This is a genomic window from Alloscardovia theropitheci, from assembly GCF_004332295.1.
Taxonomy (GTDB): domain Bacteria; phylum Actinomycetota; class Actinomycetes; order Actinomycetales; family Bifidobacteriaceae; genus Alloscardovia; species Alloscardovia theropitheci.
Genome location: NZ_RXLP01000021.1, coordinates 1 through 25,713 on the forward strand (window position 1 = coordinate 1; position 25,713 = coordinate 25,713).

Annotated in this window: 22 protein-coding genes and 1 tRNA gene; 2 read left to right on the plus strand and 21 right to left on the minus strand. The window is 42.9% G+C overall.

The features are described 5' to 3' along the window. Positions 1 to 41 precede the first annotated feature (41 nt). The 15 genes from EJ419_RS05015 to rpmE form a co-directional block, all read right to left on the minus strand. Positions 42 to 1,049, minus strand: coding sequence for a hypothetical protein (locus EJ419_RS05015; protein WP_131284263.1), 1,008 nt, complete (start codon positions 1,047 to 1,049; stop codon positions 42 to 44). Continuing rightward, positions 1,024 to 1,383 (minus strand): WXG100 family type VII secretion target, encoded by a 360-nt coding sequence (locus EJ419_RS05020; RefSeq protein WP_131284265.1) that lies wholly within the window; start codon positions 1,381 to 1,383, stop codon positions 1,024 to 1,026. Before EJ419_RS05020 ends, EJ419_RS05015 begins: the two co-directional genes overlap by 26 nt. Positions 1,384 to 1,385: 2 nt before the next feature. Then, on the minus strand, positions 1,386 to 1,988 hold the full coding sequence (locus EJ419_RS05025; protein ID WP_131284267.1) for a hypothetical protein: 603 nt from the start codon (positions 1,986 to 1,988) through the stop codon (positions 1,386 to 1,388). A 3-nt stretch (positions 1,989 to 1,991) separates the two neighbouring features. Further along, positions 1,992 to 2,285, minus strand: coding sequence for a hypothetical protein (locus tag EJ419_RS05030; protein ID WP_131284269.1), 294 nt, complete (start codon positions 2,283 to 2,285; stop codon positions 1,992 to 1,994). A 527-nt stretch (positions 2,286 to 2,812) separates the two neighbouring features. Next, positions 2,813 to 4,093: an ABC transporter ATP-binding protein gene (locus EJ419_RS05035; protein WP_131284271.1), complete on the minus strand. Its 1,281-nt coding sequence runs from the start codon at positions 4,091 to 4,093 to the stop codon at positions 2,813 to 2,815. After that, positions 4,093 to 4,929: an ABC transporter permease gene (locus tag EJ419_RS05040; protein WP_165496241.1), complete on the minus strand. Its 837-nt coding sequence runs from the start codon at positions 4,927 to 4,929 to the stop codon at positions 4,093 to 4,095. The genes EJ419_RS05035 and EJ419_RS05040 overlap by 1 nt, the downstream gene beginning before the upstream one ends. A gap of 256 nt (positions 4,930 to 5,185) precedes the next feature. Further along, a complete protein-coding gene (guaB, locus tag EJ419_RS05045) occupies positions 5,186 to 6,712 on the minus strand; it encodes an IMP dehydrogenase (RefSeq protein ID WP_131284273.1) in 1,527 nt (508 codons plus the stop codon). 111 nt (positions 6,713 to 6,823) lie between these two features. Further along, on the minus strand, positions 6,824 to 7,237 hold the full coding sequence (locus EJ419_RS05050) for a hypothetical protein (protein WP_131284275.1): 414 nt from the start codon (positions 7,235 to 7,237) through the stop codon (positions 6,824 to 6,826). Next, positions 7,234 to 8,439, minus strand: coding sequence for a glycosyltransferase family 4 protein (locus EJ419_RS05055; RefSeq protein ID WP_131284277.1), 1,206 nt, complete (start codon positions 8,437 to 8,439; stop codon positions 7,234 to 7,236). The genes EJ419_RS05050 and EJ419_RS05055 overlap by 4 nt, the downstream gene beginning before the upstream one ends. A 7-nt stretch (positions 8,440 to 8,446) precedes the next feature. Next, entirely contained in the window at positions 8,447 to 9,139 is a 693-nt protein-coding gene (locus tag EJ419_RS05060; RefSeq protein ID WP_131284279.1) for an L-threonylcarbamoyladenylate synthase, read from the minus strand. A 96-nt stretch (positions 9,140 to 9,235) separates the two neighbouring features. Continuing rightward, positions 9,236 to 10,114: a hypothetical protein gene (locus EJ419_RS05065; protein WP_131284281.1), complete on the minus strand. Its 879-nt coding sequence runs from the start codon at positions 10,112 to 10,114 to the stop codon at positions 9,236 to 9,238. A 55-nt stretch (positions 10,115 to 10,169) separates the two neighbouring features. Continuing rightward, positions 10,170 to 11,030 carry an HAD family hydrolase gene (locus EJ419_RS05070; RefSeq protein WP_165496242.1) on the minus strand — a complete coding sequence of 287 codons (861 nt, stop codon included), beginning with the start codon at positions 11,028 to 11,030 and terminating at the stop codon, positions 10,170 to 10,172. Positions 11,031 to 11,173: 143 nt separating this feature from the next. Then, the gene (gene prmC, locus EJ419_RS05075) at positions 11,174 to 12,121 is read right to left on the minus strand and encodes a peptide chain release factor N(5)-glutamine methyltransferase (RefSeq protein ID WP_240680346.1); all 948 of its coding nucleotides are present in this window, start codon (positions 12,119 to 12,121) and stop codon (positions 11,174 to 11,176) included. Continuing rightward, a complete protein-coding gene (gene prfA, locus EJ419_RS05080; RefSeq protein ID WP_131284477.1) occupies positions 12,122 to 13,189 on the minus strand; it encodes a peptide chain release factor 1 in 1,068 nt (355 codons plus the stop codon). 226 nt (positions 13,190 to 13,415) lie between these two features. Then, positions 13,416 to 13,625, minus strand: coding sequence for a 50S ribosomal protein L31 (gene rpmE, locus EJ419_RS05085; RefSeq protein ID WP_131284285.1), 210 nt, complete (start codon positions 13,623 to 13,625; stop codon positions 13,416 to 13,418). A 350-nt stretch (positions 13,626 to 13,975) separates the two neighbouring features. Between rpmE and EJ419_RS05090 the strand changes: the two genes are divergently transcribed. After that, entirely contained in the window at positions 13,976 to 14,449 is a 474-nt protein-coding gene (locus EJ419_RS05090; protein ID WP_131284287.1) for a hypothetical protein, read from the plus strand. Between the two features lie 54 nt (positions 14,450 to 14,503). Here EJ419_RS05090 and EJ419_RS05095 read toward each other — a convergent pair. Together EJ419_RS05095 and EJ419_RS05100 are read right to left on the minus strand one after the other, a co-directional pair. Next, positions 14,504 to 14,580, minus strand: a tRNA-Met gene (locus EJ419_RS05095). Positions 14,581 to 14,795: 215 nt separating this feature from the next. Continuing rightward, positions 14,796 to 16,454: a peptide ABC transporter substrate-binding protein gene (locus EJ419_RS05100; RefSeq protein ID WP_131284289.1), complete on the minus strand. Its 1,659-nt coding sequence runs from the start codon at positions 16,452 to 16,454 to the stop codon at positions 14,796 to 14,798. Between the two features lie 502 nt (positions 16,455 to 16,956). Here EJ419_RS05100 and ettA point away from each other — a divergent pair. Next, positions 16,957 to 18,636: an energy-dependent translational throttle protein EttA gene (ettA, locus tag EJ419_RS05105; protein WP_131284291.1), complete on the plus strand. Its 1,680-nt coding sequence runs from the start codon at positions 16,957 to 16,959 to the stop codon at positions 18,634 to 18,636. Positions 18,637 to 18,770: 134 nt separating this feature from the next. Here the strand turns inward: ettA and EJ419_RS05110 are convergent, their stop codons facing one another. From EJ419_RS05110 to EJ419_RS05125, 4 genes are all read right to left on the minus strand, one after another. Further along, positions 18,771 to 21,896, minus strand: a complete 3,126-nt coding sequence (locus EJ419_RS05110) for a glycoside hydrolase family 3 N-terminal domain-containing protein (protein ID WP_131284293.1) — start codon at positions 21,894 to 21,896, stop codon at positions 18,771 to 18,773. A gap of 79 nt (positions 21,897 to 21,975) precedes the next feature. Further along, positions 21,976 to 23,373 carry a sensor histidine kinase gene (locus EJ419_RS05115; protein ID WP_131284295.1) on the minus strand — a complete coding sequence of 466 codons (1,398 nt, stop codon included), beginning with the start codon at positions 23,371 to 23,373 and terminating at the stop codon, positions 21,976 to 21,978. 11 nt (positions 23,374 to 23,384) lie between these two features. Beyond that, entirely contained in the window at positions 23,385 to 24,200 is an 816-nt protein-coding gene (locus tag EJ419_RS05120) for a LytR/AlgR family response regulator transcription factor (RefSeq protein WP_131284297.1), read from the minus strand. Positions 24,201 to 24,202: 2 nt separating this feature from the next. Beyond that, entirely contained in the window at positions 24,203 to 25,681 is a 1,479-nt protein-coding gene (locus EJ419_RS05125) for a sensor histidine kinase (RefSeq protein WP_131284299.1), read from the minus strand. Positions 25,682 to 25,713: the final 32 nt, after the last annotated feature.

The following is a 25,713-nucleotide window of genomic DNA, read 5'->3' on the forward strand; positions in this document are numbered from 1 at the left end:
CCATCTACACCATCAGCCATATCCACGCTCAAACTCTCATCTCACTTACCCCGGAAGAATTCAATAATCTTCTTCGGCCCATCATACAATTTCGAATACCCTTCACTACTCGCCTTCATCCACGTACTACCCGCAATATTCATCATAGTTTTAACACCCGATGACGTAGTATCCTTATCCTCATAATTGTTCCGAACTAACCCATAAAAATTCTTCCCATTCTTCACTCCCTCCTTAACAAGACTTGTCGTATCTTTAACCACAATCTCCGTAGTCATAGTCGTAAAATCAGTCTTATGCTTGACAATGCCAGGAAGATATAAATCCTTCACATAATTCTTCGCATTCGTCTTCATAAAAGTACCCCACGATACAGAACCCTCGCTCTTGCCTAATACCAAAGCCATCTTTCCACCAGCCTTAGCAACAGACTTTGCACTTTTTATGGAAGACAACGCCTTACCAAACGGAACAAAGGCAAGTGCAGTTTCTGCTACACTAAACGCGAGATCTACGTTGTCTTTTTCTCCAACATGTGTTCCTGCCCATGTGTCGGCAAGGGATATCAAACTAGTCGCCAACAAAATACCCGCAATCAGTAAACCACCGCCACTCAAACAAATAGCAGCAAGACCCGCTACAAAACCCACAATCTCAGCAATCTTGACCACACCACGCCACACATCAGAATAAAACCATTTCTCGAAAAACCCAACCTGCAAATCACCCGTATCCTGAGCAGAAGAAATCTTCGACGCCGCACTATCAGCAGCCTGCACATACAAACCATGATGCGTATCAATAGTACGCTTCGCAGTCTCTAACTCAGAAGAAGCAGAAGACAACTGAGCCTTAAAACTATCCAACTGCCCCTGAGCAGTACTCAACGCCGAAGAAGCTTGAGACTGCTGATACTCCTTACTTGTATCATTATCAGGCAACGCGTTAGCAGAGCGAACACCAGCATTCGCTTGAGACACAGCCTGATTCGCCCGAGAAATCTTACCATTAAGATCACTAATACTATCCCTTAGCCGCCACAGCATCACGCAAAGCAGCATCAGCCTTAACCTGATTCTCGCCCACAGAAGTAGCAAAAGAATCCAACTCTGTCTTCACCGTCCGAAGACTAGTAGCAAGCTTCGAAACCTTAGACGCAAAATCATCATACTTACTATGAAACTCATCAGCGCCTTTACCCGTCCAAATCGCACCATCAGCAGACGAACTCGCCACCTGACCAAGAAGCTCAGACAACTTATCAAAATTCTGAGCATTCACACCAAACTTCGACGCCAAAGCCGCAATAGACTCACTATCACCAGGCACCTGATCACCATCATAACCAACCTTGAACCAATCAGTCACATCAGGACGCACCATACCTACTCCTCCACACTCTCTTGAACATCAAGAGTTGACGTAATCAACTCAAACAACTCACACAAAGGCAAAGCCTCACCAACATTAGGGGTCATAAAATTAAGACCAAAAGCACACGTCTGAAGAGGGAAAATTGTCCTCATCATAATAACTTCGGTATTTTGTTCACCAGCATCTTGAGACAAAAATTCCCTCGCCACACAGCGCACGCCTTTGCCGATATTATCCTGCTGAATTATCGCAATATCAGGAAGCTCAGGACGCTCAGGCTCTACCCTATTGAAAGCATCATAAAGCGTATCAAGTACAGTACTATCAGCTTCCACCGGTGGCAGAGGCATAATCTGAACCTGCATCAACGCTATAACAGGTTTATCGTCAGCTTGTTCAAAATAACTGGCAACATGCCTAATACCTACAGAGCGCGCATGCTGAAGCTGACTATGCCAAAATGAATAAATCTTAGCCCTGTTTTTAGCTAAAGCAGGAATAGTAGAAATAAGATTATCCGTATTTTTACGAGCAACTTCACTAATGTTATCATCTGTGAGCTCGAACTGATTCCATTGCTCAGGAAGAGTCAACGCATATTGTACAGAGCCCATAAACTACCCCTCTGAACCATCATCGCGTATAGCAGACTGCATCTGATCATCAGCATCCGTCGTGCTCGTCAACGCATTCTCGATTGCTGTTTGCATTCCTTCTACGCCTTTAACAATACGAGTCTTATGTGATTTAACACCAAACAAAAAATCTGTCACAGCCTTTTCGACCTTGGCATTGTCTATCTTACCTTCGCTAACATCAATATCAGCCATCGCTTCAAGATCGCTTTTAGCATTCGCAATCTTATCCTTCAAAGAAGTCAACTGATCATGATCAACAATAAAATCACTCATCCCGATGTTCTCTCCCATATGTGGAACAGTTTTTCTATCTAAAAATACAATATCGCATAACTCATACTTTCCTCTGGCAACTACAACTGCTGCAGTCACATGCAATTACACAACTACCCCATTGTTAGAGATAACACATTTCCTTATACGAAACATCAATTATCGACTTTTACGTTCAGTATTTGATTGTGATGCCGCATTCAACATGTCCCATGCATAGAACGACATCGGAAAACCACACGAGGCAAATCCCTATTCACAACAACCATGCGCATTGCTGTCATCAACTATCATCTTTACAGCACGACTATCCATATAAAAAGAAATCATCGTCAGACTATCAGTGTGCTGTGATACATCATAATCTAAAGCAGCATGACCCTTCGTCCACGGATTTCGCTTATATCACATCTAGCTCTTATATATTTTCAAATTCCTCTCATAATGACATTCGCATAATATAAGGTCTCGTACAATTCGTGAGAATGAACTGCACGAGACCTCTTAATGCTTAGTAGAATTGTCTCTTATTCAACCGTTACTGCATCGGCATCCACAGGTGTAATCGTCAATGCACGATCGCTAAGCAAAGCGAAATCGCGATTTCGCTTATCTCGAATAGCAAAATCACATGCTCTATCATCGATTGCTACTCCCACCGCGTCTGTAGCGTGAGGATTCGTTGCACTTGGAGTTCGCAATGATGTATAAATACGGAATTCCCCATTATTAAATAGATTCAGCGGAAGCTCGAACTGGACTGTATGATGCCCATGTTGGTTCATCTTAAAAGTCTTTGAACCAGTATCATACGTAATTCCACCGCGTCGCAAATCATGAACTGCTATTGCCAGATAGAAATCACCAGGTTCGTCATACTGATATTCAACTTCGAATTTGAATGATTCATTACTTGTTAAAAGTGGCGACGATACAGCCGTAGTGCGCAGGATCGGGCACTTCTCGTTCAATCCATTTGGATATCCACCGTTTTCCGCACGCTGCCTTTCAGTAGCACGTTTCTCAGCGCGAAGATTCTCCATGGTATATTGTTCTGAGACGGATTCTGGATCGCCAATAGCTATAACTTCACCGTGTGAAATCATCATGGCTCGAGTGCAGTAACGTTTTACCGAATTCATATCGTGCGTTACCAAAACAACTGTCTTAGATGGATCTTTCTTGATTTCTGTAAAGAAGTCGTCACACTTACGCTGGAATGCTTCATCACCTACTGCAAGCACCTCATCTAGCACAAGAATATCCCCCTGTGCTTTAATTGCCACAGAAAAAGCTAAGCGTACTTGCATACCGGAAGAATAATTCTTGAGTTTTTGGTCCATAAACTCTTCAAGTTCAGCAAATTCGACGATGTCGTCATACATATCATCGACTTCTTCTTTACTAAAGCCAAGTAATGAGCCGTTAAGATATATATTTTCTCGTCCCGTAAGTTCTGGATTAAAACCAACCCCAAGTTCGATAAATGGTACAAGCTTGCCAGATACCTCAATTGATCCATTTTCCGGGTAATAAATTTGTGAAATGAGCTTGAGCAGTGTTGATTTTCCACCACCATTTCGTCCGACGATACCGAAGAATTCACCTTGATGTACTTCAAAATTAATATCTTTGAGTACATCTTGGCGCTTATAACCCTTTATACCCTTAGTCCAGTTGATAAATGCCTGTTTAAGTCCCGTAGCTTGCTCGGTTGGCAACTTGAAGTATTTAGAAACATGCTGAGCTTTGAGCACAACTGGACGTTCTGCGTAGCTATTTTTCTTTTCGATAATGGAGTCTGTCATTACATCACCTCAGCAAACTTACGACTATGCTTGCGGAACACATGTACTCCTAACCAGAGTACAAAAACGGCCAAAACAACTGGGAAAAGCTGGATAATAGGATTACTAAATGTATTCCAAATCGTTGGCTGTGTTGCAGGTGCAACCAAATTATGGCGTATATCTTGGATAGTTTGAGCGAATGGATTAAGAAGCTCTAAACGCGCTAAGGAGGCGATAGTGCCACCACGATTCGTCACATATGTCAATGGATAAATAATTGGCATCGCATAGAATATGATCTGCGCAAGCACTTCCCAAATATGAGCGATATCTCTAAAATACACGTAAATAGTAGCCATAAGAAGTGTGAGCCCCAGTGTAAAAGCATATAGCTCAATAATATTCAGGGGAACGAGCACTACTCGCCACGTAAACTCTACTCGTGCAACCAGAGCAAACACGAGTACTACTACCAAGTTAATAGCATAACTAATCATTGCTCCGACAGTAGCTGATACAACCACGATATAGTTCGGGAAATGAATTTTTCGTAGGAGATCACCACGATCCACAATCGCACGTAACCCGATTCCGATCGATTCCGTAACGAATTGCCATGAGCTAATTCCAAGCAAAAGAACCACCGGATAAGTTGGCGTTCCATCAGACATACGCAAAAAACGCCCAAAAACGATATACATCACGCAAAAAAGCATGAGCGGTTTGAGTACAGACCAAGCTACCCCGAGGATAGATCCCTGATAGCGTAACTTGAAATCTGTTTGAACTAAGCCTTTTAGAACCGTCCACGCATAACCATATCGGTTAGCGATATTGCGCAAAAAATTTTTCACTTTATCCCCGAATCATCGTAATCAACACAATGAAGCATACCAAAGAACTCGTGATAAGGATTTATCTACAGTTCATCTTCAAATAATTTTCCCAATAATAAACTATTTTAATCAATATAAGGAATAATTGCTGTCCTCACACATAATTGCGCCCACCTGCATAATACAGATGAGCGCAATTCAAATAATCCTCTCGCGGCTCTTTTAAACACATTATGAATGTGTCAAAGCCTAAATGAAGCTTATATCTGAGTATTTACTCATGGAATCCAGAGTAATTTGGAGCTTCCTTTGTCATAACGATGTCATGCGGATGTGATTCGCGAAGAGCAGCATCCGTAATACGAATGAACTTGCCCTTTTCCTGAAGTTCAGGAATGGTACGAGCACCCGTATAGAACATCGACTGGTGCAAACCGCCTACCAATTCATACAAAACATAGTTGAGTGGTCCGCGGTATGGTACTTCACCTTCAACGCCTTCCGGTACAACCTTATCGCTAGAAGTAACATCAGCCTGGAAGTAACGATCCTTTGAGTAGCTCTTCTTTCCACGTGGAGCCATAGCTCCCATAGAGCCCATTCCACGATAGACCTTATACTGCTTGCCGTGCAACAGTACCTTCTCGCCTGGCGCTTCTTCAGTTCCTGCAAGCAAGCCACCAAGCATAACGGTCGATGCGCCTGCGACAAGTGCCTTAGCGATATCACCGGAGTAATGAATACCACCATCTGCAACAACAGGAATTCCAGCTTCACGAGCTGCCAACGATGCTTCGTATACTGCAGTAAGCTGAGGAACGCCTACGCCTGCGACAACTCGGGTCGTGCAGATAGAACCAGGGCCTACGCCTACCTTCACTGCATCAACACCAGCATCAATCAATGCCTGAGCGCCTTCACGCGTAGCAATATTTCCGCCGATAATGTCGATATTCTTAAAAGCTGGGTCTGCCTTCAAACGCTTAATCATATCAAGCATGAGCTTTGCATGTCCATGTGCAGTATCAACGACAAGCACATCAACGCCAGCATCTGCCAATGCTACACAGCGCTGCCAAGCGTCACCGAAGAAACCTACAGCTGCAGCTACACGCAAACGACCTTGATCATCCTTAGTAGCATCTGGATACTGCTCAGTCTTTACGAAGTCCTTAACAGTAATCAAACCAGTCAATTTACCAGCTTCATCAACCAAAGGAAGCTTCTCAACCTTGTACTGAGCAAGAAGCTTATGAGCATCCTCCTTAGAGATATTCGATGGACCAGTGATGAGCCCTTCGCTGGTCATAACATCTTTAACACGCAAAGTATCAAACTCTGCTGGATCTACAAAACGCATATCGCGGTTTGTCACGATGCCAAGTAAACGGCCATCATGGTCTACTACTGGAAGGCCAGATACTCGATACTGTCCGCACAAGCGATCGAGATCTGTAAGAGTTGCATCTGGATGAACGGTAACAGGATCGGAAATCATGCCAGATTCAGAACGCTTCACAGTATCAACCTGCTGAGCCTGATCTTCGATGCTTAAATTACGGTGAATAACACCGATACCACCGTTACGAGCCATCGCAATAGCCATTTCTGCCTCAGTTACTGTGTCCATTGCAGCAGACAAAACTGGAGACTTCATAGTGATATTACGAGTCAAATATGTCGTGGTATCTACTTCAGACGGGATAACATCTGTTTCGTTTGGAAGAAGCAATACGTCGTCATATGCAAGACCAAGCTTCTCGAATGGATTAGGAAGTGGTTTATATGTTTCTTGAGCCATATCACTACTGTATTCATCAGAGGCGACTTTATAGCCCAGCTAAGAGTGTTACGCTCTATGCCCAATTTCTGCCGTGTCTAAGCTACAGCTACAGTATGTTTAACTGTATGTTTATAGAACACGTGCAAGTGCGCTAATAATGACATTTTTTATCGTAAAAATAGCAACGCTAAATACCAAAACTAAGCAAAATACAGCCGTATTACGTGGCACAAAGGTAAGAAGAATTGCGCCCAATACGATAACAAACAAAATCTTCAATCCCCATAATTGAAGCATCCCGACAAGATAGCTATTTGCCTTAAGACCCAATTTATCGAGAATCATCGCAATCAAAGGATTAATTTCACTAAAGCAAACACCCAAAACCCACGCACTGATAACTGAAAAAATGCCTACTACATTTGCATACGAAAAGCCGGCAATAAGAGCGATAAAAAGAACAATAACATCAACAATTGCTGTCACCCACAATGATCGCGCAAAAGCGCCTCCGATGGTATATCGTGAACGTAAATCACTCATCTCGTAACGCTCCCCCTGCTGTTATCACTATTGTCGTCATTAAATTGCACTTCATCCTTCATAGTCTGCTGGGATTGTGATTCCGGCTCTATGTCCTGTTCCTGCTGGCGAATTTCCGCTAATCGTGTGCGATAGTATGGCAACATAGTAAACACCGTCAAAACTATTGCTCCTGCGACAAATCCCATGAATACATATCGCATTCTAAAGAAAAGCAGCAGCACTGATGAAAAGGAAATCAGTGCAGCCCACATCCATAAAATAATCACTGCACCACGAACAGAATGTCCAATGCGAAGCATTCTATGATGCAAATGCATTCTATCCGGGTGCATAGGAGATAGACCTTTGCTCACGCGACGCACAATTGCCAAAATCATATCGAGTACAGGTAAGAAAAGAACGAGAATCGGCAACAAAATCGGGATGAATACTGGCAGATAAACATTGACATGATGAGCATTGGGATCAAGGCGACCAGTCATAACAATAGAAGCACAAGTCACCATATAGCCCAAAAGCATGGAGCCAGTATCACCCATGAAAATGCTAGCCGGATGCCAATTATGAAGCAAGAATCCCACGCACACACCGACTATAACAACGTCGATAATAATAGCTACGGAAGCAAAATTTGCTGTTGAGCGTGCGAGCATATATGAGTAGATAGCAAACGCAATACCGCCGATACCTACGATTCCAGCTGCTAAACCGTCCAATCCGTCCACAAAATTAACAGCATTAATCGAAGCAACAAGCAGGAATGCCGATATGGCAATCGACCAGCTTGTAGAAATCGAATACAGATTTCCTAGTGGCAACGACACTATTTGAATACCACCCCATGATACAAGAAGTGAAATAAGAAGTTGACCTGACATCTTGAGCATCCAGTCGAGATCCCACAAATCATCGGTGATGCCCACCAAGCAAATAAGTATTGCTCCTATCATAACTACCCACAATTGTTGGGTTTCTATGAATAAGTTTTCAACCCATGGAGTACGACTAGCAAAGAGAAAAGCAACTATAACCCCGATAAGCATTGCCAAACCACCAATACGCGGGGTGGGCACTGTATGCACATCGCGCGCACGAACCTCGCCCACTGCGCCTATACGAAAAGCGAGTTGACGAATGACAGGAGTCATTAGCCATGTGACAGCTCCTGCTATAGCGGCGATGAATATATACACTCTCATAGTGACTCTATGCTAACACAGCCCTAATTCTATCGGAACTCACAACTCCCTCTCGCAGAATTAATAACTGTTCAGTTTCATTATCCCATGCAACGACTGTACTTGCCACAGGACCTGGCGTCGATCCTCCATCAAGATAAAGGCTCACGCTGTCTCCCAGCTGTTTGTATGCATCTTGCACAGTAGCTGGGGAGTCCATTCCACTCAAATTAGCACTGGACGCTGCAAGTGGGCCTGTTTGTTCAAGAATTTTCAACGCAATATCACTACTTGGCAGACGTATCCCTTGCGTTACACGTCCATCCTTTTCTTGACGTACAGTAGCAAGCACAGGGCTACGTGATGTCCCATACTCTTGTTGGGCATCTTGGAAAGACTCTGCCGGAGCAGTTTTAATGTCAACGATAATACTGACAGCACCAGGCATAAATTCTTTCTCAACAGGTACAAGTTTAGCCGGTACCTGCACGCCAAATTTTTTAGTGTCCTCCATACGAGCTGCGAGAATTTGCATTGTTTTTTCATGAGGACGATGCTTCACAGAAAAAATCTTTTCTACTGCCTGCGCATTTGTCGGATCTGCTACAACGCCATAAACCGTATCCGTAGGAATGACAACTACTTCCCCAGCTTGTATAAGAGAAACTGCAAGAGCAATAGTTTCGTCATTTACTGGCTGAATTCCATATTTCTTTGTCATATTCTCTGCTTTCTGTCTGATGCCTATTTGATGCATCTGCTCATCATCGCATTCAACGGTTACGCTTATCATGCGATCTCGCCACTCACGCTTAGATTATCGTACAAACCACGTCATAATCACTGCACGGACTATCACTGCTAAAAGAAGCGCTAGAGGATACGCCCACCACACCATTGCTTGATTGAATCGTCTTGACAGCACTTGCATCTTTTTACTGCGTACAGCATTGTTACGTGTATCGGTCACGCCACCATATTTCTTCGACGAAGAACCGTTATACTCATTAACCACATCCATCCGATGAACGAGCCATGAACCAACTAATGGAGTTATTCCACAAGCTACACTTCCAGCAACTATCATTAGTGAACGATTAAGAGTAAACATTTTTAACGATAATTCGTATTCGGGCGGCCACATGAGGAAAATTAAACTCATAATAACAATGCTGATAAGTACTCGAAAAGTGATTGCCCACACAAGCGCGCCAATAATAATTAGAATTCGTGATGTAATTTGCGAGCGCATACTATATGTCGACAATGCATCCCAACCAGTTATGGCAACTACTGTTATTACCAATCCCCACACAGGATTTTGCCTGTCAAAATTCCACCATTGTCCCGACCACGCATAATCGTATAACGGTTCACATAGGAGTGCAAAAATCGTTAACACGACAAGGTAACGTCCGAGGACACTGTAATACGACAGTGATTTTCTACCCTGACCTTGATTTGTCAGCGATATGGAACGAATTGCACGAACTCGTTGAAAAAGTAGCCAACCCGCTAATGGTACCGCCATCCATGAAAGCACTTCAAGTATGGTTGATGTATAAAAAAGAATGTCAAAAGTTGATGTTGCCAACCCATCCGGATCAGGCGCAATCCCTGCACCTACAATAGATAAAACAGTGCACACGCATATCCAGATAACCACAGTTCGACGTGTTACTCGCATTCTTTTCACGCACTAATCTTATGCATGAGCGCCGACTCAACATTGATGGCGACAACATTGATTCTTAAGAATTCTGACGAGTTCGTTTTTTAGATTTTGCCGGAACGATTTTAGCATCCGTCCCCGTCCCCTGAATTTTTACTTCATCTTTGCATAGCCATGACAGAACTGCATCGTAATCCGGACCTTCAACATTGAGAATTGCGTCAGGACATGTAGCCGGATCTCCAGGTACAGAAAGAGGGGTATGCAAATAAATCGCATCAATTCCAGCACCTCGAGCACCACGGATATCGCATCCAATTTCATTACCCAAATACACCACATGCGAACGCTCAGTGCCACATTCTTCTAATGCCATATTGAAGAAGCGCTTATCAGGCTTCTTCAGTCCATACGTTGACGACAGGAAAATCTTATCAAAGCATTCCGTTAGGTGATGAGCCTTCAAATCATACAATGTATACGATTCTTGCGCATTCGATACAAGAATTGGGCGAATACCCTTACGCCTGCATACCGCCAAAAACTCTCTAGCATGTGGATATGGCTCCAGATAATCCGTACTCACGCGGTGGAAATACGTTGCGGTGTCATATGCTGTGCTTTCATATACATGCGCCCCACCAATTTCATACAGCAAGTGCCATACCGGTACAAAATCGATTTCAACAAACTGTCCGCGTTCCTCTCGCCCGATAATAAGCGCTTTAGTCATTGCATCGTTATATGCATTAAAAAGTTCTTCACCATCACTAAAGTGCGTGCCGCGTTTGTTCATGTATTCGCACATGTCATCCCACACCTGTGGGTTGTTTTCATCCGTATGGATGTCGAAAATAGTTCCATAGAGATCGCAGAAAATCTCTGTGTATAGTCGTGATACAGTAACCATAACCCTCATCGCCTTCGATGTATAAACCATCTTTCTACTATCATACTCCTTAAACCGCGAAGACATACAGATAGTAGATATAGATAATCAACACAATTGACTAAAGCAACTACTGAGAACAATCACTCTCCAATGCACAGAGTCTCATACAGGACAATTATTTGACGGCACGATTATTTGGTGACACAGAGGAAACGATCTTTCCCAGCAAAATCTTGACGCGTATATGCAGTACTAAATCCAACTGCTTGAGCAAATTCTCGTGTATCATCACCCTGTTTCCAGTCGTGTTCCATTAATAATAGACCGCCTGTTTTTAGCAATGCGTATGCACGTTTGATAATTTCTCGAGGAATACGCATACCGTCAAGGCTAGCTCCATACAAGGCAAGCTGTGGATCAAATTCTCGAGCTTCAATCTGCTGTGGAATATCCTTTTCTGGAATATAAGGAGGATTGCTCATTACAATATCAATGCTCGCATCTAACTCATCGAGAGTTTGAGGATCGGTCGCATCGCCACATAGCAACTGATAATTGTCAATTCCCAATTGTTGAGCATTCATGGTCGCATAAGCATATGCGTCCCGAGAAATCTCTACAGCCCATACTGTACTAGTTGGTATCTCTTGAGCAGCCGAAAGCCCCAATGCTCCCGATCCTGCACATAAATCAACAATCCGAGGAGATTCAATTTTCTGTCGTCGAATAAAGTCGAGAGATTCATCGATGATAAGTTCAGTCTCAGGACGAGGAATAAACACACCGGGACCAACTTTTAAATCAAGAAAACGAAATGGAGCATGCCCCACAATATGTTGTAAGGGTTCACGTTTGGCTCGTCGATCTAACCATGAGATAAATCGCTCGCGTTGCTCTAACGTGGCTATCTGTTCAAACGTTTTACCGAGCAGCGCAGCAGCTTGAATATCTGCTACTGATTTGTCACATGACTCAGCCAGTAGCATTGACACCTCGTGAGCTATAACCATTTTTTGCTGTTCAGGATTAACAATATCATCGCTTACACCAGCACGATATAGCACGAGTGCGCACTGCGCAATTACAGCGCGCACAGAGAGAGCTGAATCAATTCTATTCTCAGGAAATTCAGGCGTCACTTATGCTTCACCATTTTGGCTAGCTAAGCGTTCTGCCTCATCAGCTTGAATATCAGAATCAATAACTGCTTGAAGATCACCATCAAGAACTGCATCCAAATTATAAGCCTTGTAGTTTGTTCGGTGATCTACAATTCGATTTTCTGGGAAATTATACGTACGAATACGTTCCGAACGATCCAAAGTACGTACCTGAGAATGACGCATATCTGCCGCAGCAGCCGCTTCTTCTTCGTGCTTCATAGCAAGCAAACGCGATTTCAAAACTCGCAAAGCCGCTGCACGATTTTGAATCTGCGACTTCTCATCCTGCATAGAAACAACGATGCCCGTAGGAATATGAGTCATACGAACAGCCGAGTACGTAGTATTCACAGATTGCCCACCAGGTCCCGAAGACATGAAGATATCAATCTTCAAATCCTTCTGATCAATTTCAATCTCATCATTGTCATCTTCTGCTTCAGGGAATACGATAACGCCTGCTGCAGAGGTCTGGATACGACCTTGAGATTCAGTTACTGGGATACGCTGTACGCGATGCACTCCACCCTCGTACTTGAGGCTCGCCCATACGCCATCAGCAGGAGCCACAGTACCCTTGGAGCGAAATGCAATCTGCACATCCTTGATACCACCAAGCTCCGTACCATTTTGAGACTGAACTTCGTAAGTCCAACCGCGCTTTTCTGCATAACGCATATACATACGCAGCAAATCACCCGCGAAGAGTGCTGCTTCTTCTCCACCAGCACCAGCTTTAATTTCCATAATAGTATCGGAAGCATCATCTGGATCGCGAGGAATCAATGCTACACGCAACTTTTCCTCGGCTTCAGGAAGCTCGGACTGAAGACGAGCAGCTTCTTGCGCAAATTCTGGATCTTCATCAGCAAGTTCCTGAGCAGCCTCAAGATTATCAATAATATCTAAGTACTGTTGGTATACAGATACGATCTGGCCAAGCTCAGCGTGGCGACGACCAAGCTTACGAATCTTATCTGGATCGGATGCCACATCAGGTTGGCTCATCTGAGTTTCGATATCGTTGTATTCCTCAAGCGCCATTTGTGCTGCTGGGAATTGATTAGCAGATGCCACTGGTGTGCACCTTCCTACTAAGTTTACGTATAAATTTATGTGTATAAAACTGTATAAAACTGTGTAAGTTAAAACCTAAGGTCTAATTCTAATTAAACTCACATATAAAAACGCCAGCCGACGCTTAGAATCACACAACCACATCCCTTTGGATGTCTTGTACAACAATGCATCAGTTGGCGTTTGAGAAGAGCTAGTTCTTCTTTCCGTAACGAGCTTCGAAACGAGCCACGCGACCACCAGTATCAAGAATTTTCTGCTTACCAGTGTAGAAAGGATGGCAGTTTGAGCAAACGTCAGCGGTGATGTGACCGCTCTTTACGGTAGAACGAGTAACGAAAGTGTTGCCGCAAGAGCAAACAACTTCAGTTACTACATATTCAGGATGAATACCCTGCTTCATAGTTATCTCCTAGGTAATTAAGGAACCCGGGTCGCAAAACCTTGTGTCTTACGTGAACCGGTGAACCGAGATTATTATACGTAAAATAGCAGACGAGTTCGCTTTATGCAATTCATAGCATAATTTTGCTGTGGGATGACTGCATATACAAGTGTCCGGCAATTTACCTATACGGTTCGAGATTATTTACGGCATGGCAGATTTGCCCTGTACATAAAATAAGAGTATATATATACAACTTTATTTATCAACGCACGATAAATAAATACCGATAAATACTGACAAAGACTTGAAACTACGAAACCGTGTTTTGAGTCGAGAGAAGGTTCACGAAGGTTAGGAGTCATATCATGACACTACGTAGTTCAAAGACTCGCACGCATCTTTTACCTAGGCTATCCTACGCCACACTTCTTGTAGCATGGGTAAGTATCTATGCGATAACCTCAATTCAGCACCATCTACCACTTGCCAGTTCGCGTGCCTTATCGTCATACTTATGGACACTTATCCTAGTAATTTGTGTCACTGTTTGTATGGTTCTTTCAAGCGTATTCATGGCTAGCGCACCTACTATAAGCACGCGCAAGAAAATGACTTTTATAACCTTCATCCTTATTCACTTGTGTTCTTTCTTCAGCCTTGTTCTTATCAATGAACCAAGTATCCCCATATTCCAAGTTGGACTATTCCTAGTCAGCAGTATTGTCCTCATTGCTCTTGGAATTAGTGCTGTTTATAGGGAATGGAAAGTTCTACATCATGCGGGGAGCCAATCAAAGCTTGCAATTTCTTCAGAAGATTCTAGGAAAGAGGAATCTTAGCATTTTGAGCACAATGAAATGCACGAAACCGCACATACGAATCAGAAGAAAGAATGGTAGGGCCACAGGGACTTGAACCCTGGACATAACGATTATGAGTCGTCCGCTCTAACCGACTGAGCTATGGCCCCATCCTCGTAACGTGCGCCATCAGCAGAGGGTCAAAGCCATGCGTGATGAAGTTACGTGTTTTAGTGTAGCAAAAATATGAGAAAAGAGCGGCAGCGTTTCGGCTACCGCTTCTCTTTTTCTTCTTCAAGCTCAATCGCGAGAGTTGTAGATTGAAGATCTTCAGCTCATTTTGCGTTTAATCTAAGCCTAAGTTCACACTTCGGAGTGTCCTTCTTTAGCGTGTCTTTTCCAACTCATAATACGAAGGCAAACCCATATAGTTGAATTTAACGGTCTTCATCTTCTGAGTCGCCCCTGCAGAAACATTGTCATACCACAATGGAATTACTGGAAGATCCTTAAGCAACAATTCTTCTGACTGCTGATATGTCTTAATCGCATCATCTAAATTAGTTTCAGATGCTGCCTGATCCATAAAACCATCAAACTCAGATGACTTATAATCACCATTATTTAAGCCCTTGCCATCAGCAGATGCAGAATCATATGCTTGGAAGAGGTATCCTTCAGGGTGTGGATAATCCGACTGCAGGCCGGAACGGAATGCGCCATTAATCTGACGCTTATTAACCGCACTGGAGAATTCACTATTAGTTGCATATTCATTCCCCTGAGCCTCGATACCCAAAGAGTTGGAAATAGAATTTGCTACAGCATCAACCCATGCCTTATATGGACCATCAGCATTATAAGCAATGGTAAATGTACCACTCCATGGAGAGATAGCATTCGCCTGTTCCCACAATTGTTTTGCCTTTTGAGCATCATATTTCAAAACGTCATTGCCCGACAGTGTCTTTGAATATCCAGCGATAACTGGAGCCAAGAAATCAGTTGCTGGAGTTGCTGCACCACTTAAAATCTTATCAATGACATTTTCTCGATCAATTGCATAGGAAATTGCCTGACGTCGTAGCGCCCCCTCTTCTCCCGAGAAATGTTCGAGATTCTGTGGAATAGTGATGGACTTAAATGCTGACGAGCTATCAGAGAATGCCTGAATGCTACTATCATTCTTAAATGTTGACAATGCAGACGTCGGAATAGCATCAAGCACATCCAAGTTTCCACTTTGCAAATCTGAGTAAGCTGTATCCAAAGAATCATAAACCACGTAGTCAATTCCTGCGTTCTTAGGAGTACGAACACCCGAATATTGGTCATTCTTCTTCAGCTTGATATCCTTGTTAACATTCCATTCCTGCAAGACATATGGACCATTCGAAACGGTCGGGTTCTTACCAAAACCATGAATATCATCATATGCTACAGATGGAATTGGTAGGAATGCTACATCCCCTACCTTGTAAGAGAAGGAAGAGTCAGGGGCATTCAATGTCACTTCAAGAGTTTTATCATCAACGACACGAAGTCCCGAAAGCTGAGCATTAGGGTCGACGCCTTCGACCTGAAGATCATCATATCCCTTGATAGTCGAGAAAATCGAAGCTCCTACCTGAGCATTTGTCACGTTTGCTGCATATGACCATGCACGTGCATACGTATTGGCTGTGATGGCCTCACCATTAGAAAACTTTAAACCATCTTTGAGCTTGATTGTATACACGGACGCATCATCATTTGGTGTAATGGATTCAGCTTCATCCATAACCAGCTCACCCTTATTAGTAAAAGTAACCAGGCCATCAAAAAGCTGGGTTGCAATCTTCCAACTTGCAGTATCAGAAACGTTACCCGGCAAAAGTTCGCCAGTTGGTTCCACGCTATTTACTGTGATAACTGCATCTTTATCTACACCATTATTAGAATTACTTGCTGTCGAACCGCATGCCGCAAGAGCGAATGCCAACGTACCAGCAATGCCAGCTATCGCCCATTTCTTGATACGGCTTAATGTGGTTTTCACAACCATATTTTTCCTCTCGATAATTCTCATATTCTCACGCATAATTTTACGTACTACAAATTTTAATAAATATGACCCGTCATTCATTCCAGAAAATTTATAAAATTGCCCTCGGCATAATAGTCGTTAGCTATAGCTAGTTATCACGAACAATACTTATCTTAGTTTGTCAAACTATTATTCGAGATTACATTACATCAGCAGTTTGCTCTGACAATGTTAGACATTGTATTGCAACATATTGCAATATCCAGCGACACATTAATTTAATTTCATATAGTTCAGCTCGTGCACCGTTTGTGCAAAACATCACGCCCATGCCCGTGCCCTTGTCACTATAACTTGCCACTATCGCTTACCGTTATCGTTATCACTGTCGTTCACATATGCGAAAATTATATGGATTATGCGCGGTTTACACATATCAAAACTATCTTTTTGCATTTGCGTATTTACTTGCGCGCACATATGAATTCAATTGAATGAACGACTGAATGAATAGGACAACATGGCTGAGTTTATTTATCAGATGATTAACGCTCGCAAAGCTTTCGGCGATCGCGTCATCCTCGATAACGTTACTTTGAGCTTCTTGCCAGGCGCAAAGATTGGTGTCGTAGGGCCTAACGGTATGGGTAAGTCTACCCTGCTCAAGATTATGGCTGGCACTACTGAGCTTTCAAATGGCGAAGCCGGACTTACACCAGGGTACACGGTTGGCATTTTGCAGCAAGAACCACCTCTCGACGAGGACAAGACGGTTATTGAGAACGTCCGTCTCGCATACGGTGATTTGTACGCCAAGATTAAGCGCTTCAACGAAATCGGCATCGAAATGGCTGAGCCAGATGCAGATTTCGACGCTTTAATGGCTGAAATGGGTGCACTGCAGGAAGAGATTGATGCTAAGAATGCATGGGATTTGGATAACCAAATTGAACAAGCAATGGATGCTCTTCAATGCCCTGATCCTGATTCTCCTGTATCCGTCCTTTCTGGTGGCGAGCGTCGACGTGTAGCTTTGTGTAAGCTCCTGCTTGAAGCACCAGATTTGCTCTTACTTGATGAGCCTACTAACCATTTGGATGCAGAATCCATCTTATGGCTCGAGCAGTTCTTGCATAACTATCCAGGCGCAGTTTTGGCTGTAACCCACGATCGTTACTTCCTTGATAATGTAGCGGAATGGATTTGCGAAGTTGACCGTGGACAGCTCTTCCCGTATAAGGGTAATTACACCACTTATTTGGAGACTAAAGCGAAGCGTCTTGAGGTTCAAGGTCAAAAGGACGCGAAACTTGCTAAGCGTTTGAAGAGTGAACTCGAATGGGTTCGCACCTCCCCTAAGGGTCGTCAGGCGAAGAATAAGGCTCGTTTGGAACGTTATGACCAAATGGAACAAGAAGCACGAAACTCTAAGAAGCTTGACTTCTCTGAGATTCAGATCCCACCTGGGCCACGTTTGGGTTCTACAGTTTTGGAAGCAAACCATATCCACAAGGCTTTTGGCGACCGAGTACTTATCGACGATTTGAGCTTTACATTACCTCGTAACGGTATCGTTGGCGTCATCGGTCCTAACGGCGTGGGTAAATCTACGCTCTTCAAGACAATCGTGGGCTTGGAAGAACTCACCAGTGGTGAACTCAAGATTGGCGAAACCGTTTCAATCTCTTATGTCGATCAGAACCGTGCTGGTCTTGATCCTAATAAGAACTTGTGGGAAGCAGTTTCCGACGGTCTTGATTACATCGAAGTCGGTGGCGTGGAAGTTCCAACGCGCGCATATGTCGCAAGCTTTGGCTTTAAGGGATCTGATCAGCAAAAGCTTACCGGTGTTCTCTCTGGTGGCGAACGTAATCGCTTGAACCTGGCACTCACCTTGAAGCAAGGCGGAAACCTCTTGCTCCTTGATGAGCCTACAAACGATTTGGACGTAGAAACTCTTGAAAGTCTAGAGAATGCTCTTGAAGCATTCCCGGGATGCGCAGTAGTTGTCTCCCACGACCGTTGGTTCCTTGACCGCGTAGCGACGCATATCCTCGCTTGGGAAGGCGATGATGATAATCCTGCTCGTTGGTTCTGGTTCGAAGGTAACTTCCAGGCATACCAAGAGAATAAGATTGAGCGATTAGGTGAAGAAGCATCTAAACCTCATCGTATCCATCGCAAACTCACTCGTGCTTAAGAGTATCTATATGCTCTAATCTATATAGCCCGTATATTAGATTGCAATAAATAATGCTTGAGGTCTTGTGACACTATATTCGCAAGACCTCAAGCATTATTTACTTACTAGCTAGATAATACTTTCTTAACGATTCACTGCCGAGCCGACTGTCGTGCTGCCCTACGCGCATTCTTTCGCTCTAGACGACGTTCGCGCTTTGCAAGCTTTCGAGCATTGACTCTATCTACAGTCTTTGGCAAATGTCGCCAAACACTCAAGAAGAGTAATAATGCAGCTAGCAGATACAAGATGGTGCGAATTGTTATGAACATAATCGCCATACCATTTGTATTCTTAAATACAGAGCCTTCCATAGCACCATTCATCGCACGCGAATTCGCGACCGTGTACAGGTAACGATGCGCCGCAGCACGTGCATATGGATACACTTGCGGATCCGATACGTTGAAGCTGCGACCGGTTGGATCTTTAGCGTTCAGAAGTTTAATATCTCCACCAGCTTCAATCATCTGCGTATTATCCATGAAAACGCCTGTATTAGCATTATCAGTGATAATTGCACCATTGAAGCCCCACTCAGTTCTTGCAACTCCAGTGATGAGGTTATAGCTGCCACCTGTCCACGTTGCTCCGATGCGATTAAATGATGTCATAATACCGCGAGTGGCACGCATACTACGCTCAGCAATCTTCCCGTTATCTACATACTTAACCGTATTGGTCAATTTAAGATTATCTTCAAATGGCTTGAGATAAATCTCACGCGCAGACTGCTCATTAAGCCAAGTAGCGATTGACATCTGACCGTTACGATCACCTCGGTGATTTTCCTGGTCATTGAACGCGAAGTGCTTGATATAGGTATAAATGCCTTTATCGGTAAGCGCTTGGATTTCTGGCTGAGACATGAGAGAAGTCAAGACCGCATCTTCTGAATAGTATTCACCATTTCGGCCAGAGAAAGGTGTGCGATGAATATTCATGGATGGAGCGTACAATCCAGCAGCCTTGTCGAGCAATGCTTCATCTGCACGCAACTTGCCAAATTCTTGGGCGAGCTCAGTATTGTACGTCTGAGCCAGAGTCATGATATTTGGATAGGTGAAGCGAATTGCTCCATATACCCAAGAGCTCGCAGAATCAGCTTCGTAGTTAAAAGGCATATTAATGGACTCGATTGCGCTTACACCGTATCCAGAGTTACCGATTAACTCCTTATATTCCGATTCGGTAAGTTGATCAAGAAGATCATTCCACGCCTTATCATCAAATTCAAGACCACGCATCTGAATCAAGGTCTTACCATTTTTCTTGCCAAAGACTGGCTGGGCTGACGTAAGCTTATCAGCATCCGTAATTCCAGAAGAGTAGCTCTTAAGCTTGTCAAGCAAGGACGATGAAGCTTTCTTTGAATAGGTGTACGATTTTCCATCAGTTCCGTTAATTTCGTTGCCCCATGTAGAAATCTTAGTTTGAGCTCCATCATCCCCCACAGCGCCATCATGGGTAGGGAATGTGCCAGTCCAATCGGAACGAGTTAAATACGTGACATCTCCAACTGCATCGTCAAACTTGTTCGTTACCTTTTCGCCAGTAAGTTGATCTGTCGAGTATGTCGTGGTATCCACACTGGTGTTTGCAGGAGTATACACTGCTACAGCAGAAGAATCGCCTTGCTCAGTCATGCCATCTGACGTGGTACGCCCAGCATGCGCCAAGAAGTTATTCGTAGCTGTGTGTGCATTTGAAGCATCAGTAAAGAGATAATCTCCTGCATCCAAGATATATGTACGAGCACCACGTGCATCGTAGGCCTTCATTAATTCCTTAGAAATGGTCAGAGAAAGTGTTTCAGATTCTCCAGGCTTGAGCTCTTTGCTTTTTGCAATTACAACTAACTGTGTTGCTGATTTTTCAACACCGTTTGCCTTATCATAGTCAGTGTATGGCGATTGCATATACACTTGAGCTACATCTTTACCGGAAACATCGCCTGTATTAGTAATCGTCACATGTGCAGTGAGATTCTTATCATCACCTTGTTCGAGAGTAAAGTTACTGTGGTTGAATGTAGTGTAGCTAAGACCATAGCCAAAAGGATATACGACTTGTTGATTATAGTCGTAGTCGCCTGCATTGCCCTGTCCAGAAACCTTATCAAAATATCGCGTTTCGTAGTAGCGATATCCTACGTAGATTCCTTCTTTATACGACACATAGTTGTAATTGGTAAATTTGCCGTTCTTATCGACATACTCGAAATCACCAAAATTCTGTGCAGCTGGAGACTGTAACGCATTCGCTTCAAACGTATCTACTGTCTTTCCAGAGGGGTTAATCTGACCAGAAAATACTTTTCCTACGCCATTATTTAGGCTTTGGGCCAACACGACAGATTTAATATGAGGATAGTCTTTAATCCAATCAAGTTGCAAAGCAGCGTTGGACTTGACAAGAACAGTTACAGAATCAAAATTATCATTGAGATATTGCAGAAGTTCGCGTTCTGTCGTATCAGGCTCAAGGTATGAACGCTTCTTATCCGTGTCGTTATCCGCATGGTTATACATAGAGCGAGGCATGTCTCGTCCTTCTCCCGCTACACGCGACCATACGAATATCGGCATAGTACCTTGTGCAGATTTAAGCAGCCCATCCTTTTTCTGCATAACGCTCAGTGGAACTTCATTAATACGAAAATCTTCAGCGTCGCCGAATTCAACAGACCCTGCTGCTAAGCCGTACCCCTTTGTCTCGTCAGAATTATAGTAATTCCATAAAATGTCATTAACGCTTATGCCTGCATTCTCAAAAATATTTTTAAGTGAATTTCCTGAGCCTCCAAGCAAACCACCAGCAGCACTCATCATGGCACTTCCCGAAGCCTGGCGAGTCCCAGAGTTGATCGAAAAGAAACTAACCGTAGTTCCTTTCTTGATTGGCAGTGTCGAATCGTCATTTTTTAGCAGAACGGTACCTTCACCAGTTATCCGATTGGCAAGGTCTTGTTCAGCAGCTTTGATATTTTCGCGAGTATGCTCAGGCTTGTAATAGTTAAGATCCAAGCCTTGAGTTTTTGCATGTGCATTATCAATAGACGAACTATAAAGTCCCAGCAAGCTTCCAATCATTTTATTGCTCTGGAAATTCGCCATAACTGTCGCCCCTCCAGCGAAAGCTGCAGCCACGACAACGGATACTGTAGTTTTTACTACTCGTCCTACGCGCCACTTAACGCGAGAATTGTGTGTACTCATTCTCTCCTCCTTGAAGTTGAGTATTCTTCAATTCTCATGCACAAGAGCTTATTAGGTTGAAATTTTGCCTCAATCGTAATTAACTTTCCGTAAGCGGTATCGGAATAAGAACGGTCATGTCAAATAGCTGATTATCAACTTTTATAGACATACGACCATGATATTTTCTTACGATATAGCGAACCGAGCGCAAGCCAAATCCATGCTCATATTGATTATTTCGTTTACTTTGTGGAAGACCATCTTTAAGACTCAATGTTCCTTCGTAATAATTTGTTTCACGGAGTATAACCATTCCTGCGTCTTCATATATGGAAAACGAGATTGTACGACTCTGTTCTCCTCCCTGTATAGATTCCACTGCATCGATAGCATTATCAGCGATATTTCCAACGAGAGAATATATATCCGCGTCCTCCATGAAAGAAAGAACACTACCATCTACTATGCATTGCAGATTAATATTTCTACGCGCACAGTACAGACTTTTCTCATTTATAATAGCGTCAATTGCTTGGTTTCCTGTATGATATATGGAATCGTATGCCGTGATGGTTTCTACTATTTGCTGGTGGGTGGCAGGAGAATTCTTCCAACTGCTGTCATGCGATTCATCATAGTTCAAAAATTTTTTCATATCATGCATTTTCATATTAATAATGTCACGATACTCTTGACTTATCTCATAATGTTTTTGCTGGCGGTACGTAATATCACGCATTACTTCAACTTCGTGTATCAAACGATCTCGCGATGAAGAGATAAGCAAAATAATTAATGCCATAGCAGTGCATAATGCTTCGTACATAAAAAGAGTAATGGATAACTGTACACCCTTATCAGTGCCCCCATCACTGTATAGGTTGATAACAATCCACGCCATTTGGCTCGAAAAAATAACAAAACACAATATAAGTATGGATGCACCAACCCACGCTTTCCTATTGTGGATAGCTTCATCACTGACATATGTTTTCCGTCCTACGAAATACCACATGAGGATACCGAGAACAGCATAAATGACAAAGATGAACAATCTTTTCAGTGGTGAGAGCGCGAAACTTGACGTATAGCTATCCCGATACACATATATCACAGCTATTTGTCCTAGTACTGCGCTGATATGCTCTGCTGCATACCCAATAGCTACTGTAACCAGAATTGTAAGAAGAGATGATGTCGTCAGCGCATAAAGACCAAGGATAATAATTGTAATTTGTACAAACAATGGGAAATAGCTCTGTCGAACTATCTGATTATCCATGATGTCATATAGTACTGGACCATTGATCACAGTAGTACCAGCCAAAAAGCAACCAAACAATACCCATCGTATGGGATACTGTGCGAAAGAACGCCATTGAAGAGAGCGCGAAAAGATACAAATATACGCAACAAGATAAATCGCATATGTTTCAGGAAAAGATGGTGTCACGAAGGAACCTGGCCATAGGAAATTCCATATTTGTGTTAGCATTTGTTCCTCCTCTATCTACGTGATTTCACTGCAAAAAGAGCATCATATACTTCACTCTTTTTACGTCGACTGACTTTAAAGGACATGATGTCATTCTCAGACGCATTCTTCTCCTGTACCTCATCGGTGGTCTTATAAAAGGCATCCTGAGGCAGGCGTATGAATAGCTCGCTGTCATTAAAACCTGCCACATATCGCATATTGACAAGTGAATCTCGATTGCATTGCACGAAATATGAATCTTTCAGTTGTTCACAAAAAGTTCGTAGCTTCCCCCATGTAGTCAAAAGTTGACCATCTCGAAGATGAACATCAATCAAATGATCACGCACTTGTATAAATATGATGTCACTCGAAGGAACAAAGGATACCCCATCACGTGTAGCAACTGTCAGAGTAATTCCACGTAAATTGAAGTCAATATTTGCTATAGCTCGTTTCATAAACATAGCAAAGGTCGCATAATCATATGGCTTTACCACATATCCGATGGCATTTACTTGGTATCCTTGAGCAGCGAGCTGAGATACTTTCGTCGTGAAAAGAATTGGTATATCAGCATGAGAATCACTTTGTTCACGAAATTGCGCTGCAGCATTCATACCATTAATAGAATCCTGCCCATACGGCATATCAATATCCATGATGATGAGATCAAAATCTTGCGAGCGCGATGCATCCAAGAATTTCTGCGCATACTCGAAGCGTTCAATTGCTAGTTCGCCGAAGCGTTCGTGTATATTTTCTTGCTCACAAAAACGATTTATTGCATGAATCGCGTATTGCGCTTCACTCAACGTATCTTCTACAAGTGCTATACGTAGCATAATCAATTATTATCTTCCTGATTATCGTGAGCAAAGCCTGCTGGTATCGGAAGAACTATTCGAATTTCGAAGATATGTTTATCGTTGTCATCGCTGACAGAAATCTTCCCACCATATTCTTGAGTTACGGCAGCTAGCGATTTCATCCCGTAACCGTGGAATCGTTTATCAGTTTTTGTGCTGACAGGAAGACCAGTGGCTTGAAGAATAGTAATTTTATCCACATAGTAATTTGACGATTCTACGACAGCATATCCGTTACGTGCTTGGGCGTTAAGCTCTATGACTCGTTGAGATTGATCAAGCTTTGCATTTTCTACGGCTTCAATAGCGTTATCAATAATATTTCCGAAAATTGCAGCCACCTGCGAAGGCGAGAGAAAGCCAAAACTTTTCCCGTCCACAATCGCGTTAAAAGCTATACCCCGACTCGAGCAATAAAGACTCTTTTCTGTTAGCACCGCATCTATGAGTTCATTACCCGTATGGTATATGGAATCATAAACTTTTATAGCGTTCTCAAGATCTCGCATCGATGCCACTGATTCCGGTGGAATATTCAATGCTTTGGCTAATTCTTGAGATTCTTCGAGTTGCAAAATAGTGGCACGTACTGACGCTAAACTTTTACGCACATCATGGAATTTTGCATTAACAAGTTCCATATTTTCCAAACTCATATCATAATGTTGCATTTTTGCTTCGTTGAGATGCATAAGCATATCAATTTCATTAATAAGACGGTCTTGTGTCGACACAAGAAGAAGAACAACCATTCCCAGCAAAGTACACAAGAAATCAAGAAGGCGAAATGTTATATCAACTGAAAGTGGTAACACAGTTACTCTATTCTCTGTAGTCAAAACCATATTAAACACAATGGCAAAAATGAGAACAATAATACTTAAAGCTATCCAACGTTTTGATTGCTTTATTGCATCAATATGAATATGGAAACGTGGCGATAACCAGATATAAGCTGCTACATACGTGGCAACGACTACGCACTCACGCGCAATCAACATTGCGACACCATTATCACTGATAAGTTGTCCGTTAGTAAGTAAAACCGTCACACTTGCTGAAAGCGTATAAGCAAGATGCTGCAACCCATAGCCCATAGAAGTTATAACAATAGCTTCACTATAAGAGACGTCGTACAACCGATGTACGAAGAACACGAATGAGCTTGCGAATAATAAGTAAAGCAAGGACATAACTGGGAAAAATAATATTTCAAAGAGCCCCGGTAGGAAAACTAACTTTGCCACTCCTATCAGCACTGCCACGTAGATAGCAACAAGTGCAGCAAATATCGCAACTGCACCAATTCGCGACTTTCTATTTACTCGGCGAGGATTACATCGTGCAACAATGAGCATAGCGAAAAGCACCTCAAGAGGGAATAAGAAAAACGCGTATTCTGATGCACCCATGCGCGAATCAGGTATAACCGTATAATCCAAACCTAGAATCCACATACTCGTCCTTTACCGACGTAACTAAATAGCGC